Below are 14,257 nucleotides of genomic sequence, written 5' to 3' on the forward strand. Positions count from 1 at the left end.
CGTGACCAGTCCAGGCGGCTTCGTACAGGGAGATTCTCGTCACTCGCGGTGGCCGTGGCGGGAATCGATCGGCGGCGCCCGGTGCTGCACCGGAGGAACGGGCGAGTGAAGGGGAGTGGGATGACCGAGGTCCTGGGGCCGGAGGCGCTGGGCGCCGCACTGGGGGAGCGGGCCACCCTCGTCCAGTTCTCGACGGCCTTCTGCCAGCCCTGCCGGGCCACCCGCCGCACCCTCGCCGAGGTGGCCGCGATGGTGCCCGGCGTGGGGCACGTGGAGATCGACGCCGAGGAGCGGCTCGACCTCGTGCGCGAGCTCGGCATCGCCCGCACCCCCACCGTCCTCGTCCTCGACGCCGCGGGCCGCGTCGTCCGCAGGGCCGCGGGGCAGCCGCGCAGGGCGGACGTCATCGCCGCCCTGGGGCGCGCCGTCTGACGCGGGGTCCGGGGCGGGTCTGACGTCGTGACACTTCTCCCACATTCCGGTACGCACTTGACTGCGCCGTCCATCGATCGTCACCCTGACGGAGTGCCCATGGAACTCCTCCTCTACGGCCGGGCCCACGTGGATCTGGCCCGCAACGCGAGCGCGCGCTGTCCGGGTGTCTGACCACCCCAGGACCCCTCTCATGACGCCCTCGCAGAAGGACAACTCCATGACGGTTTCGCCCGAGCTCCGTGCCGTTCCCACGATCGGCGCACCCCGGCAGGCCTCTCCCGATCTGCTCCGCTCCGTCTTCCGCCGGCACGCGGCCGGAGTCGCGGTCATCACCGCGCACGGCGAGCGGCCGGTCGGCTTCACCGCCACCTCGCTCAACTCCGTCGCCGCGGACCCCCCGCTGGTCTCCTTCGGGGTGGGCACGACCTCCTCCAGCTGGCCCGTGGTCTCCGAGACCGAGTTCATCGGCGTGCACATACTCGGGGAGCACCAGCAGGACCTCGCGGCCACCTTCGCGCGCAGCGGCGCCGACCGCTTCGGCGAGGGCACGCGCTGGAGCGTCGGCCCCGAGGGCGTGCCCGTGCTCGACGGGGTCCTCGCCTGGCTGGTCTGCCGCGTGGTCGCCCGGGTGCCCGCCGGGGACCACCGGATCGTCATCGCGCAGGCCGTCGCCGGGGACCCGGACGGGGCGGGCCGGCCGCTCCTCTACCACCACGGGAGCTTCAACGCCCTGCGCGACTGAGGGTTCCCGCGCGCGCCGCTCTCCGCGCGTTGGCAAGGTCACATGCCTGAGCGCTTGCTCAGTGGTAACGAACTGGGTGTACTGACGAGTAATATTCCGGTCGGGGCGTCAGGCGCCCCGACCGGAAACCCGCCCTTCAGGCGCCTATGCTGCGAGCAACAAGGCAGCCCAGTTATGACCGATGCAGTAGGAGAGCCGGCGTGAGCTTGAGGATCGTTGTCTGTGTGAAGTACGTGCCCGACGCCACCGGCGACCGGCACTTCGCCGATGACCTGACCGTCGACCGCGACGACGTCGACGGCCTGCTGTCGGAGCTCGACGAGTACGCGGTCGAGCAGGCGCTGCAGATCGCCGACGAGGCCGACGACGCCGAGGTCACCGTGCTCACGGTCGGCCCCGAGGACGCCAAGGACGCGCTGCGCAAGGCGCTGTCCATGGGCGCCGACAAGGCCGTCCACGTCGAGGACGACGACCTGCACGGCACCGACGTCATGGGCACCTCGCTGGTGCTCGCCAAGGCGATCGAGAAGGTCGGCTACGACGTCGTCATCGCCGGCATGGCCTCCACCGACGGCACCATGGGCGTCCTCCCGGCGATCCTGGCCGAGCGCCTGGGCGTCCCGCAGGTCACCCTGCTCTCCGAGGTCAAGATCGAGGACGGTGTCGTGACCGGCCGCCGCGACGGCGACACCGCCTCCGAGCAGCTCCAGGCCTCGCTTCCGGCCGTCGTCTCCGTGACGGACCAGTCGGGCGAGGCCCGCTACCCGTCCTTCAAGGGCATCATGGCCGCCAAGAAGAAGCCGGTCGAGTCCCTGGACCTGGAGGACCTGGAGATCGAGGCCGACGAGGTCGGCCTGGAGGGTGCCTGGACGGCGGTCGACTCCGCCGCCGAGCGTCCGGCGCGCACCGCGGGCACGATCGTCAAGGACGAGGGCGAGGGCGGCAAGCAGCTGGCCGAGTTCCTCGCGAGCCAGAAGTTCATCTAGGCGCCGCGGGTCCGGGGTCGCCCCCGGGCCGGCACAGCGCCTAAGGCTCCCGAGAGCCCACCAGACCGCCCCTTCCGTTCGCAGGAGATTGAAGTCCCATGGCTGACATCCTCGTCTACGTCGACCACGTCGACGGAGCCGTCCGCAAGCCCACCCTGGAGCTGCTGACCCTCGCCCGCCGCCTCGGCGACCCGGTCGCCGTCGCCCTCGGCAACGGCGCCGCCGACACCGCCGCCGCGCTCGCCGAGCACGGCGCGGTGAAGGTCCTCACCGCCGACGCCCCCGAGTTCGCCGAGTACCTCGTCGTCCCCAAGGTCGACGCGCTCCAGGCCGCCGTCGCCGCGGTCTCCCCGGCCGCCGTGCTCGTCCCGTCCTCCGCCGAGGGCAAGGAGATCGCCGCCCGCCTCGCGGTCCGCATCGGCTCCGGCATCATCACGGACGCCGTGGACCTGGAGGCCGGTGACGAGGGCCCGGTCGCGACGCAGTCCGCGTTCGCCGCCTCCTTCACCACCAAGTCCCGTGTCTCCAAGGGCACCCCGGTCATCACGGTCAAGCCGAACTCGGCCCCCGTCGAGGCCGCCCCGGCCGCCGGTGCCGTCGAGGCCCTCGCGGTCTCCTTCGGCGAGCTGGCCACCGGCACCAAGGTGACCGCCCGCACGCCGCGCGAGTCGACCGGCCGCCCGGAGCTGACCGAGGCCGCGATCGTGGTCTCCGGCGGCCGCGGCGTCAACGGCGCCGAGAACTTCGCGATCATCGAGGCGCTCGCCGACTCGCTCGGTGCCGCCGTCGGCGCCTCGCGCGCCGCCGTCGACGCCGGCTGGTACCCGCACTCCAACCAGGTCGGCCAGACCGGCAAGTCGGTCTCGCCGCAGCTGTACATTGCCTCCGGCATCTCCGGCGCGATCCAGCACCGCGCGGGCATGCAGACCTCGAAGACCATCGTCGCGATCAACAAGGACGCCGAGGCGCCCATCTTCGACCTCGTCGACTACGGCGTCGTCGGCGACCTCTTCGACGTCGTCCCGCAGCTCACCGAAGAGGTCAAGACCCGCAAGGGCTGATGACCTGCGGTTCTGTCGGTCCCGGGGGCCGCACGGCGATCTGTCGCCGTGCGGCCCCCGGCCGTTTCGGACAACCATTGACGCAGGTCCCGGCGCCTATTAACTTCGCTATACGGATTGTTGATTCCGTGCAGCGGAAAACAGGAGGATGCAGGATGGGTCAGCAGGAGAAGGTGTCGACGAGCCTCGCGGGCGCGGTCAGCGAGGGCATCAGCGCCTCGCTCGCGACGGTGGACGCCGAGCTCGACCGGCGCTACCCGGGAGACCCCGGCACCCGCCAGCCCGTCCACACCGTGTACGTCCCGGGCAACCTCTTCGACGCCGGAACCATCCGCTCCTGGGGTGACCAGGCCCTCGCCGCCCTCGACGAGCACGCCCCCGACGCCGGCTCCTTCGCCGCCGTCCTCGGTCTCTCCGACGACCTCGCCGAGGACGTCTACGGCCGCGTACGGGCCAAGCTGGAGCGCGAGCCCATCGAGGACCTCCGCGTCGACTTCGAGGACGGCTACGCGGGCCAGGACGAGGACCAGGACGCCGCCCGCGCCGCCCGCCTGATCACCGAGGCGTACGCGGGGGGCACCGCCGCCCCGTACATGGGCATCCGGATGAAGTGCATGGAGGCCGCCGTCCGCGACCGCGGCATCCGCACCACCGACGTCTTCCTCACCGGCCTCCTGGAGAACGGCGGCCTCCCCGACGGCCTCGTCCTCACCCTCCCCAAGGTCACCTACCCCGAGCAGGTCTCCGCCTTCGTCCGGCTCCTGGAGGCGTTCGAGAAGGCCCACGGCCTCGACGCCGGCCGCCTCGGCTTCGAGATCCAGATCGAGACCAGCCAGTCCATCCTCGCCGCCGACGGCACCGCCGCCGTCGCCCGCATGATCGGCGCCGCCGAGGGCCGCGCCACCGGACTGCACTACGGCACCTTCGACTACAGCGCCTGCCTCGGCGTCTCCGCCGCCTACCAGGCCAGCGACCACCCGGCCGCCGACCACGCCAAGGCGATCATGCAGGTCGCCGCCGCCGGCACCGGCGTCCGCGTCTCCGACGGCTCCACCAACGTCCTGCCCGTCGGCTCCACCGAGCACGTCCACGAGGCCTGGCGCCTGCACTACGGCCTCACCCGCCGCGCCCTCGCCCGCGCCTATTACCAGGGCTGGGACATGCACCCCGGCCACATCCCCACCCGATACGCCGCCGTCTTCGCCTTCTACCGCGAGGGCTTCGAGACCGCGGCCAAGCGCCTCTCCGCCTACGCCAACCACGCCGGCGGCGACGTCATGGACGAGCCCGCCACCGCCAAGGCACTCGCCTCCTACCTGCTGCGCGGCCTCCAGTGCGGCGCGCTCGACACCGCCGAGGTCGACGCCCTCACCGGCATGACCCGCGCCGACCTCGACCGCTTCGCCGCCCCGCGCCGAGGCGACCTCACGGTCACCACTGATCGCTAAACGGTCACTTTCCCGCCAACTGCCCCGTACCCTGGTCGAGTTCATTCACATGATCGACCGGGGGACGGAACAGCGGTGTCATCGGGGGAGAACGGGCGGCTCGCGGGCCGCTACAGAATCGTGCGCCGGCTCGGCCGCGGAGGCATGGGCGTCGTCTGGCGGGCCGTCGACGAGGTCCTCGGCCGCGAGGTGGCCGTCAAGGAACTCCGTACGTTCTCGGACGCGGCCGCGCCCGAACTGGCGGACCTGCGCCTGCGGATGACCCGCGAGGCCCGCGCCGCCGCCCGGGTCCGCCACCCCGGAGTCGTGGCCGTCCACGACGTCACCGAGCACGAGGGCCGGCCCGTGATCGTCATGGAGCTCGTCGACGGGCCCTCCCTCGACGACGTCCTCGGCGAGCGCGGCACCATCGAGCCCGCCGAGGCCGCCCGCATCGGCGCCCACGTCCTGGAGGCGCTGGCCGCCGCGCACGACGTGGGCGTCCTCCACCGGGACGTGAAGCCCGGCAACATCCTGCTCGACGCCTCGGGCCGCATCGTCCTCACCGACTTCGGCATCGCCACCATGGAGGACCCCGGCGACGGCTCCGCGACCCACCTCACGCGCAGCGGCGAGATCGTCGGTTCCCTCGACTTCCTCGCCCCCGAGCGCGCCCGCGGCCAGGACCCGGGCCCCGCGTCCGACGTCTGGGCCCTCGGCGCGACCCTGTACGCGGCGGTCGAGGGCGCCTCGCCGTTCCGCCGCACCTCGACCTGGTCGACCCTCGCCGCCATCGTCACCGAACCCCTCCCGGAGCCCCGCCGCGCCGGACCCCTCGCCCCCGTCCTGCTCCGCCTCCTCGACAAGGACCCCGCGTCGCGCCCCACCGCCCGCGAGGCGGCACGCATGCTCGGCGCGGTGGGGCGGTCGGCCCGGGAACCGGACGCCGCGCCGGAGCCGGCGACGGGCGGAGCCGGGACCGCCCCGGGGGCGCCCGCACCGGGAACGCCCGCGCGGGACCCGCACGCGGGTCCCGCGGCCCCGGACCCGCACCCCGGCCCCATGGGCCCGGACCCGGCTGCGCCCGCGGGCCCTACCAGCCCTGCCCCGGCCGCCGCGGAGCCTTCCCCGTACGCGGGTGCGCCGGACGTGAACCCCTACGCGGGTCCGGCGGGTGCGCACCCGTACGGGCCGCCGGCGGGCATCCACCCCCACGCCGGTTCCCCGGAGCGGAACCCGTACGCCTCCGCCCCGGAGGCCGGAAGTCCGGCGGCCGGAGGCCCGTACGCCGGAAGCCCGTACGCCTCCGCCCCGGGGCCCGGAAGCCCGGGGCCCGGAAGCCCGGAGCCCGGAAGTCCGGAGGCCGGAGGCCCGGCGCCGCTGACCGGCGCCGCTCCTCCCGCCGGGGCCTTCGGGCCCGCCGTCCCGGTGCCGCCCGTGGGGCCCGACACGGCGCCCGGCCCCCGCGCGGGGAGCCGGGCGGCCCGGCGTGCCGAGACGGCGCCGCGCCGGAGGAACGCGCTGGTCGCCGCCGCCGTGGCCGCCGTCCTGCTGGCCGGCGGCGGCGTCACGTACGTCCTCGTGGACCGCGACGACAGCTCGCGGGCCACCGGCCGGACCGTCCAGGACGGCGACGGGGACGGCGACTCCGGGAGCGGCTCCGGCCGCGTCCTGGACCCGGGGAACGGCACCGCCTCCGGCGGGCGGGCGAGCGGCACCGCCACCCCCGCCGCCGGTGCCACCCGCTCAGGCCGGGAGCCGGGGGCGGCGGCCGGCGGAGCACCGGCCACCGAGGGCCCCGGCTCGGACGGCTCGGATCCGGACGCGACCGCGGGCGGCCCGGCCGCCGGCGGTACGGGCCAGGGCGCGGCGTCGGGGGCGGGCGGCGCGGGCGCCACCACGGCTCCGGGCCGACAGGGCGGAGGGACCGCCACGGCCGGGGGCGCGAGCACGACCGGCGACGCCTCCGGAGGCGGGGGCGGCGCGACGACCGCGCCCACCACCGAGGCCCCGCCGCCGGCCGCCGGCTGCACCGCGTCCGGCTCCTCCGCGACCTGCCAGGTCGTGCGGAGCGCCACGACCACGCGGTACGACGGCGGCGAGATGGGCACGGTCGGCGCCGGACCGCACTCCTTCTTCTGCCAGGTCGACCTGGACCGGACCGAGACGTACGGCGGAAGCACCAGCCGCTGGTTCGCCCGCACCGACGACGACAGCGGCAACACCAACGTCTACCTCAGCGTGCTCCACCTGTCGGGCGGGGCGGGCGGCGGCCCCGTGGAGGGCCTGCGGATCTGCTGAGCGAGGGCCTCAGACGGCCGGCGGCGCGATCTCGCCCGATCCCCGGGCGAGCAGCCTCGTCCCGAGCACCACCCGCTCCGGGGCGCCCTCGGCCCCGTCGAGGCGCCGGAAGAGACGCTCCGCCGCCGTCCGGCCGAGCGCGGCGGCGTCCTGGGCGACGACCGTGACGCCGAGCAGATCGGCCAGTTCGATGTCGTCGAAGCCGACCACGGCGACCGGCCGCGCGTGCCGGGCGAGGGCCCGGACCACGGTCACGGTGACCCGGTTGTTCCCCGAGAACAGGGCCGTCACGGGCTCGGGCGCCGCCAGCATCTCCCGTACCGCCGCGCTCACCCGCTCCGGATCGGTCGGGCCGACGGAGACCCAGTCGTCCCGGACGGGGAGGTCCGCGTCCTCCATGGCCGCGCGGTAGCCGCGCAGCCGCTCGGCCGCGGTGTGGATGCGGGGGCGGTCGCCGATGAAGCCGATGCGGCGGTGGCCGTGCGCGATGAGATGGGCCACGCCCCCGCGCGCCCCGCCGAAGCTGTCGGAGAGCACCGCGTCGGCGTCGATCCTCCCGGCGGGCCGGTCGACGAAGACCGTGGCGACCCCCGCCCTCATCTCGGGCTCCAGGTACCGGTGGTCGTCCCCGGCGGGGATGACGATGAGACCGTCGACCCGCCGGGCGCAGAGCGCGAGCGCCAACTCCTGCTCCCGGTCCGGGTCCTCGGCGCTCGAACCGTTGAACAGCAGGGCCCCGTGCGCCCGCGCGACCTCCTCCACGGCCCGGCTGAGCGGTCCGTAGAAGGGGTCGGCGAGATCCTCCAGGACCAGGCCGACCGTCGCCGTCCTGCCCTTGCGCAGCACGCGCGCGCTGTCGTTGCGGCGGAAGCCGAGGGCGTCGATGGCCTCCCGCACCCGGCGCTCGGTGTCGGGGGTGACGCCCGGTTCGCCGTTGACGACCCGGGACACCGTCTTGAGGCCGACGCCGGCCCGTGCGGCGACGTCCTTCATCGTGGGCCGATTGCCGTAGCGGAGTTCGGAGCGGCGGGCGATGTCGGCCACGGTGTGCGGTTCCTCCGAAGCGGTCGAATGGGTGGGGACGAGGGGTGTCGAGTCGATCTCGGTTCGAGCATAGAGCCTGGACAACGTTGTCAGGCGGGGTAAGACTGTACGGAACGACATCCCGCCCCCCGGCCGCCGACTGGAGACCCCGCGCCCATGCACACCGACCCCGCCACGGGCCTCGTCGCCGCCCTCGACATCGGGGGCACCAAGATCGCCGGCGCCCTGGTCGACGGCGAGGGACGCGTCCGCGTCCGCTCCCAGCGGCCCACGCCCGCGCGTGAGGACGGCGACACGGTCATGGGCGCGGTCGAGGCGGTGCTCGCCGAGCTGGCGGCCTCCCCGCTGTGGGAGTCCGCCGGGGCCGTCGGCATCGGCAGCGCCGGCCCGGTGGACGCCTCCCGGGGGACGGTGAGCCCGGTGAACGTGCCGGGCTGGCGCGACTACCCCCTCGTCGAGCGGGTCCGCCGGGCCACGGAGGGACGGCCGGTCACCCTCGTCGGCGACGGTGTCGCCATGACCGCCGCCGAACACTGGCTGGGGGCGGCCAGGGGGCACGACGACGCCCTGTGCCTCGTGGTCTCCACGGGCGTCGGCGGCGGCCTCGTCCTCGGCGGCCGGATCCACCCGGGCCCCACCGGCAACGCCGGTCACATCGGCCACATCCCGGTGGACCTCGACGGCGAGCCCTGTGCCTGCGGCGGGCGCGGCTGCGTCGAGCGCATCGCCAGCGGACCGCACCTCGCCCGCCGGGCCCTGGAGAACGGCTGGCGGCCGGGGCCCGACGGCGACGTCTCCGCCGCCGCCGTGGCCGCCGCCGCGCACGCCGGGGACCCGATCGCCCTCGCCTCCTTCGCGCGCGCGGCCCAGGCGCTCGCGGCGGGCATCGCCGCCACCGCCACGCTCGTCGAGATCGACATCGCGGTCGTCGGCGGCGGGGTGGCGGGCGCCGGCGAGGTCCTCTTCGCTCCGCTCCGGCGCAGCCTCCGCGACTACGCCACGCTCTCGTTCGTCCGGGACCTGACAGTCGTGCCCGCCGTCACGGGCACCGACGCGGGCCTCCTCGGAGCGGCGGCGGCGGCGATGCCCGCGCGGGGCGCCGCCACGAGCTGAGGGACCGCGGGCCGCGGGCCCCACGCGCGTGAGCCGAGGTCCGAAGGACTCGCCCGCGCGGGAGCCGCACGCGGGGCACCCGCGCCTTGGCGGAGGGAGGACGTTCCCCGGCCCGGTGCAGCCCCGCGTCCGACGGCGGCGGCCCGGGGGCGACCGGCACATGCCGGGACATGTGTACGTGGTTTCCGTGGCAGGGTGTTGCGGGCAAGCCACTGGGGGCTATCGAAGAGGGGGAAACGTGATCGTCTGGATCAACGGTACGTTCGGTGCGGGAAAGTCCAGCACCGCGCGCGAGCTGGTCGATCTGATCCCGAACAGCACCCTGTACGACCCCGAGCTCACCGGCGGGGGACTGCGCCGGCTCCTCCCGGCCAAGCGGCTCGCCGAGGTCGAGGACTACCAGGACCTGTCGATCTGGCGCCGTCTGGTCGTCGACACCGCGGCGGCCCTGCTCGCCGAGGTCGGCGGCGTCCTCGTCGTCCCGATGACCCTGCTCCGCCAGGAGTACAGGGACGAGATATTCGGCGGGCTCGCCGCCCGCCGCATCGAGGTGCGCCATGTGCTGCTCGCCCCGGAGGAAACGATCCTGCGCGAGCGGATCGAGGGCCGGGCGGAGAGCGGCGACCCGGAGGCCGACGCGCGCGTCCGGGAATGGTGCCACCAGCACCTGCCGCCGTACCGCGCCGCCCTCGGCTGGCTCGCGGCCGACGCGTACACGCTCGACACCTCGGCGCTGACCGCCGCCGAGGCCGCCCGGGCCGTCGCCGACGCGGTCCAGGCGGGGGAGGCCGCCCCCTGCGGCATCGTCCAGACGCCCGAGCCGACCGGCGAGACGCTGGCCGCGGGCGTCCTGCTCTTCGACGAGCAGGACCGCTTCCTCCTGGTCGACCCCACCTACAAGCCCGGCTGGGAGTTCCCCGGCGGAGTCGTCGAACCCGGCGAGGCGCCCGCCCGGGCCGGGATGCGCGAGGTCGCCGAGGAGATCGGCCTCGAACTCGACGCCGTCCCCCGGCTGCTGCTCGTCGACTGGGAACGCCCCCAGCCTCCCGGCTACGGCGGGCTCCGCCTCCTCTTCGACGGCGGCACCCTCCGTACCGCCGACACCGCACGCCTCCACCTTCCCGGAGCGGAACTGCGCGGCTGGCGGTTCGTCACCGAGGAGGAGGCCGAAGAACTGCTGCCCCCCGTCCGCTACCGGCGCCTCCGCTGGGCCCTGCGCGCCCGCGAACGGGGCACGGTCCTCAACCTGGAGGCGGGCGTACCGGTGGGCTGACCTCCTCCCTACGGAGCCTCCGCCGCCACGACCGCCGCCGCCAGCCGGTCCGCCGTGTCCGTGGTCACCGGCGCCCCGTGCCCGCAGCACAGCACCGAGGGGGCGAGCTTCGCGAGGGCCCGCATCGAGTCGAGGGCGAGGGCGCGGTCGACGTGCATCACGCCGAACATCACGTCCGGCACCGAGGCCACCGTGTCCCCGGTGAACAGCACGCCGTGGCGCGGCAGATGGACGGCGATCGAGCCCGGGGTGTGGCCGGGGGCGTGCACCACCACGGCGCCGTCGCCGAAGCCCAGCTCCTCGCCGCCCTCGAGCTCCCGGTCGACCCGGGTCGGCGGCGCCTCCGGCGAGGTCAGGCCGTGCGCGAAGATCGGACGCTCCCAGTCCAGGAGGTCCGGGTCCGGGACGGGGGCCTCGCCCCGGATCACCGGTGCGTCGAGCCGGTGCGCGAGGATCTCCGCCCCGTGCCGGTCCGCCAGCTCCTGGGCCGAGCCCACGTGGTCCCGGTGGCAGTGGGTCAGCACGATCCGGCGCAGCCGCGCCGGATCCAGACCGGCCGACCGTATCGCCGCCTCCGTGGCGTCCGCCGTCCCGGCCCAGCCGGCGTCGATCAGGGTCAGCTCCTCCTCGTCCCGCCACAGGTACGCCTGGCCGATGGAGTAGTCGAGGAGGTGCAACCGCGGGGTGATCCTGCCGAGTTCGATGGATGCCATACGGCGAACCTACGCATCCGCGCAGGTCCGCCGTGCGCTTCTACGCTCTCGGCGAGCTTCGCCGAACGCTGAACCGAGCGCCGGACCGAGCTGCCGTCACGCGCGTCGAGCTGCCGTCGGACGTGTCGAGCTGCCGTCACGCGCGTCGAGCTGCCGTCACGCGCGTCGAGCTGCCGTCAGGCCTGCTTCGAACGGGCGTAGTTGACGAGGAAGTGCGCCTCCGCCACCGAGAGCCGCTCCAGCTCCTCCGGCGAGACGGACTCGTTCGGCGCGTGGATTTGCGCCTCCGGCTCGCTCAGGCCGATCAGCAGGATCTCCGACTCCGGGTACAGCGAGGCCAGCGTGTTGCACAGCGGGATCGAGCCGCCCATGCCCGCCGTCTGCATCTCCTCGCCGGGGTACGCGATCCGCATCGCCTCGGCCATCGACGCGTACGCCGGGCTGGACGTGTCCGCCTGGAACGGCTGGCCCTGACCGACCTGCTCCAGGGACACCCGGGCGTCCCACGGCGTGTGCTTCTCGATGTGCGCGAAGAGCAGCTTGGTCACCTCGGCCGCGTCCTCGCCCGGCGGCACCCGCAGGCTGATCTGCGCGCGGGCCGACTTCGGCACCGACGGGGTCGCGCCGGCCACCGGGTGGCAGTCGATGCCGATGACCGTGACGGCGGGCCGCGCCCAGATCCGGTCGGCGACCGTGCCGGCACCCGGCAGGGACACGCCCGCGAGGACCTTGGCGTCCTGGCGGAAGTCCTCCTCCGGGTACTGGAGGCCCTCCCACACCTGGTCGCCCGCGAGCCCGTCGATGACGGTGGAGCCGTCCGGGCCCCGCAGCGAGTCCAGGACGCGGATCAGCGCGGCCAGCGCGTCGGGCGCGGCGCCACCGAACTGACCGGAGTGCAGATTGCCCTCCAGGGTGTCGATGGTGACCCGGATCATCGTCATGCCGCGCAGGGTCGCCGTCACGGTCGGCAGCCCGACGCGGAAGTTGCCGGCGTCGCCGATCACGATGGCGTCGGCGGTGAGCAGCTCGGGGTGCTGCTCCGCGTACCGCTCCAGACCGCCGGTGCCCTGCTCCTCCGAGCCCTCGACGATGACCTTGACCGTCACGGGCACGCCGCCGTTCGCCTTGAGGGCGCGCAGCGCGAGCAGGTGCATGATGAAGCCGCCCTTGCAGTCGGCGGTGCCGCGCCCGAACCAGCGGCCGTCCCGCTCGGTCAGCTCGAACGGCGGCGAGAGCCAGACGGACTCGTCCAGCTTCGGCTGCACGTCGTAGTGCGCGTACAGGAGGACGGTCGGCGCGCCGGCCGGGCCGGGCAGCACGCCGTACACGGACTGCGAGCCGTCCGGGGTGTCGAGCAGCGCCACGTCCTGGAAGTCCTCGGCGCGCAGGGCGTCCGCGACCCAGTTCGCGGCCGCCTCGCACTCGCTGCGGGGCGCCACGGCCTCGTCCGCCACCGACTCGAAGGCCACCAGCTCCGTGAGCTCGGCCTTGGCCCGGGGCATCAGGGACCGGACGGTCTCGGCGATCGGATTCGAGGTCATGGGCACGCTCCTGATGGGTGCGACGTTACGACGTGAGGAGGACGTTCGCCGTATGTCGTGGTACGCCGAACGCACCGTCGATCCTACGGGCGGGCACCTGGCTACCGCGCCGTAGGATGCGTCAGGAGCAGACCACCGGTCGGATCAGGAGCAGAAGCACACGTGAGCAGCGAGCACGCAGAGAACGCCGGTCCGGAGCCCACCGAGCCCGGAGACACGGCTCCTGAGGCCACCGGGAGCGGCGCGGGGAACGCGGACGCGGTGTCGGACGAGGAGGTTTCGGCCCCCGGGGCCGAGGAGTCGGCGGACGTCTGGGACGTCGTGGTCGTCGGCGCGGGACCGGCGGGCGCCTCGGCCGCCTACGCGGCGGCGGTCGCCGGCCGCCGGGTGCTGCTCCTGGAGAAGTCGGAGCTGCCCCGGTACAAGACCTGCGGCGGCGGCATCATCGGCCCCTCGCGCGACTCGCTCCCGCCGGGCTTCGAACTGCCCCTCCAGGACCGCGTCCACGCCGTCACCTTCTCCCTGGAGGGACGCTTCGCCCGCACCCGCCGCTCGCGCCGGATGCTCTTCGGGCTCATCAACCGCCCGGAGTTCGACGCGCAGCTCGTCGAGCACGCGCAGAAGGCCGGCGCCGAGCTGCGGACCGGCGCCACGGTGTCCCGGGTGGAGCAGCACGGCCCGGCGGTGCCGGACCGGCGGACGGTCGCCGTTGTCCTCGCCGACGGCGAGACCGTGCTCGCGCGCGCGGTCGTGGGTGCGGACGGCAGCGCCAGCCGGATAGGCGCCCATGTGGGGGTGAAGCTCGGCCAGGTCGACCTGGGCCTGGAGGCGGAGATCCCCGTACCGCCGTCCGTGGCGGAGGACTGGAAGGGGCGGGTCCTCATCGACTGGGGCCCGCTGCCCGGCAGTTACGGCTGGGTGTTCCCCAAGGGCGACACGCTGACCGTCGGCGTCATCTCGGCGCGCGGTGAGGGCGCCGCCACCAAGCGGTACATGGAGGACTTCGTGGCCCGGCTCGGCCTGGCCGGCTTCGAGCCCACCGTCTCCTCCGGCCATCTGACGCGCTGTCGCACCGACGACTCGCCGCTCTCCCGCGGCCGGGTCCTCGTCTGTGGTGACGCGGCCGGTCTCCTGGAGCCGTGGACGCGCGAGGGCATCTCGTACGCGCTGCGCTCGGGCCGTCTCGCCGGCGAGTGGGCGGTGCGGGTCGCCGAGTCGAACGACGCGGTCGACGCGCGGCGCCAGGCCCTGAACTACGCCTTCGCGATCAAGGCGGGGCTCGGCGTCGAGATGGCGGTCGGGCGGCGGATGCTCGCCGTCTTCGAGCGGCGGCCGGGTCTGCTGCACGCGGTGATAACGGGAGTGCGGCCGGCCTGGAACGCCTTCGCGGACATCACCCGGGGCGCGGCCACGCTCGGCGGCATGGTCCGCTCGAACGGCATGGCCAGGCGGGCTCTCGAACTCCTCGACAAGCGCATGGACACCACGTCCGGTGTCGGCCCCGCGGGGCGGGGCGTCGGGGGGCGGGAGGCCTCGGCGTCCGAGCCGGAGGAGACGAAGTCCCCGGAGGTCCCGGAAGGGGCCTGACGCCCGGTCCGTCCGATACGGGCTCCGCCGCCCC

General features: G+C 74.5%; 12 protein-coding genes. 9 read left to right on the plus strand and 3 right to left on the minus strand.

Going from position 1 to position 14,257, the window contains the following annotated elements; translation table 11 throughout:
- Positions 1-120: 120 nt before the first annotated feature.
- From ABTY59_RS28185 to ABTY59_RS28210, 6 genes are all read left to right on the plus strand, one after another.
- Positions 121-432, plus strand: a complete 312-nt coding sequence (locus ABTY59_RS28185; RefSeq protein WP_030686007.1) for a TlpA family protein disulfide reductase — start codon at positions 121-123, stop codon at positions 430-432.
- 220 nt (positions 433-652) lie between these two features.
- Entirely contained in the window at positions 653-1,177 is a 525-nt protein-coding gene (locus ABTY59_RS28190) for a flavin reductase family protein (protein WP_352021851.1), read from the plus strand.
- A gap of 200 nt (positions 1,178-1,377) precedes the next feature.
- Positions 1,378-2,163 carry an electron transfer flavoprotein subunit beta/FixA family protein gene (locus ABTY59_RS28195; RefSeq protein ID WP_352021852.1) on the plus strand — a complete coding sequence of 262 codons (786 nt, stop codon included), beginning with the start codon at positions 1,378-1,380 and terminating at the stop codon, positions 2,161-2,163.
- A gap of 98 nt (positions 2,164-2,261) precedes the next feature.
- The gene (locus ABTY59_RS28200; RefSeq protein ID WP_352021853.1) at positions 2,262-3,224 is read left to right on the plus strand and encodes an electron transfer flavoprotein subunit alpha/FixB family protein; all 963 of its coding nucleotides are present in this window, start codon (positions 2,262-2,264) and stop codon (positions 3,222-3,224) included.
- A gap of 155 nt (positions 3,225-3,379) precedes the next feature.
- On the plus strand, positions 3,380-4,672 hold the full coding sequence (locus ABTY59_RS28205; RefSeq protein ID WP_352021854.1) for a DUF6986 family protein: 1,293 nt from the start codon (positions 3,380-3,382) through the stop codon (positions 4,670-4,672).
- A 75-nt stretch (positions 4,673-4,747) separates the two neighbouring features.
- A complete protein-coding gene (locus ABTY59_RS28210; RefSeq protein WP_352021855.1) occupies positions 4,748-6,952 on the plus strand; it encodes a protein kinase domain-containing protein in 2,205 nt (734 codons plus the stop codon).
- Between the two features lie 9 nt (positions 6,953-6,961).
- Here ABTY59_RS28210 and ABTY59_RS28215 read toward each other — a convergent pair whose 3' ends face one another.
- Positions 6,962-7,996 (minus strand): LacI family DNA-binding transcriptional regulator, encoded by a 1,035-nt coding sequence (locus tag ABTY59_RS28215; protein ID WP_352021856.1) that lies wholly within the window; start codon positions 7,994-7,996, stop codon positions 6,962-6,964.
- A gap of 156 nt (positions 7,997-8,152) precedes the next feature.
- Between ABTY59_RS28215 and ABTY59_RS28220 the strand changes: the two genes are divergently transcribed.
- Together ABTY59_RS28220 and ABTY59_RS28225 are read left to right on the plus strand one after the other, a co-directional pair.
- On the plus strand, positions 8,153-9,109 hold the full coding sequence (locus ABTY59_RS28220) for an ROK family protein (protein ID WP_352021857.1): 957 nt from the start codon (positions 8,153-8,155) through the stop codon (positions 9,107-9,109).
- Between the two features lie 238 nt (positions 9,110-9,347).
- The gene (locus tag ABTY59_RS28225) at positions 9,348-10,382 is read left to right on the plus strand and encodes an NUDIX hydrolase (RefSeq protein ID WP_352021858.1); all 1,035 of its coding nucleotides are present in this window, start codon (positions 9,348-9,350) and stop codon (positions 10,380-10,382) included.
- A gap of 8 nt (positions 10,383-10,390) precedes the next feature.
- Here the strand turns inward: ABTY59_RS28225 and ABTY59_RS28230 are convergent, their stop codons facing one another.
- Together ABTY59_RS28230 and ABTY59_RS28235 are read right to left on the minus strand one after the other, a co-directional pair.
- Positions 10,391-11,095 carry an MBL fold metallo-hydrolase gene (locus ABTY59_RS28230; protein ID WP_502995436.1) on the minus strand — a complete coding sequence of 235 codons (705 nt, stop codon included), beginning with the start codon at positions 11,093-11,095 and terminating at the stop codon, positions 10,391-10,393.
- Positions 11,096-11,271: 176 nt separating this feature from the next.
- Positions 11,272-12,636 carry a dipeptidase gene (locus ABTY59_RS28235; protein ID WP_352021859.1) on the minus strand — a complete coding sequence of 455 codons (1,365 nt, stop codon included), beginning with the start codon at positions 12,634-12,636 and terminating at the stop codon, positions 11,272-11,274.
- 261 nt (positions 12,637-12,897) lie between these two features.
- Here ABTY59_RS28235 and ABTY59_RS28240 point away from each other — a divergent pair, with 261 nt between their 5' ends.
- Positions 12,898-14,223 (plus strand): geranylgeranyl reductase family protein, encoded by a 1,326-nt coding sequence (locus tag ABTY59_RS28240; RefSeq protein WP_352021922.1) that lies wholly within the window; start codon positions 12,898-12,900, stop codon positions 14,221-14,223.
- The last annotated feature ends 34 nt before the right edge of the window (positions 14,224-14,257 follow it).

The sequence above is a fragment of the Streptomyces sp. NPDC096079 genome, from assembly GCF_040303145.1.
Taxonomy (GTDB): Bacteria; Actinomycetota; Actinomycetes; order Streptomycetales; family Streptomycetaceae; genus Streptomyces.

Coding starts and splice junctions, on each gene's coding strand:
- ABTY59_RS28185 (WP_030686007.1), top strand. CDS start 121: ATGACCGAGGTCCTGGGGCCGGAGGCGCTGGGCGCCGCACTGGGGGAG.
- ABTY59_RS28230 (WP_502995436.1), bottom strand. CDS start 11,095: ATGGCATCCATCGAACTCGGCAGGATCACCCCGCGGTTGCACCTCCTC.
- ABTY59_RS28205 (WP_352021854.1), top strand. CDS start 3,380: ATGGGTCAGCAGGAGAAGGTGTCGACGAGCCTCGCGGGCGCGGTCAGC.
- ABTY59_RS28220 (WP_352021857.1), top strand. CDS start 8,153: ATGCACACCGACCCCGCCACGGGCCTCGTCGCCGCCCTCGACATCGGG.
- ABTY59_RS28200 (WP_352021853.1), top strand. CDS start 2,262: ATGGCTGACATCCTCGTCTACGTCGACCACGTCGACGGAGCCGTCCGC.
- ABTY59_RS28235 (WP_352021859.1), bottom strand. CDS start 12,636: ATGACCTCGAATCCGATCGCCGAGACCGTCCGGTCCCTGATGCCCCGG.
- ABTY59_RS28190 (WP_352021851.1), top strand. CDS start 653: ATGACGGTTTCGCCCGAGCTCCGTGCCGTTCCCACGATCGGCGCACCC.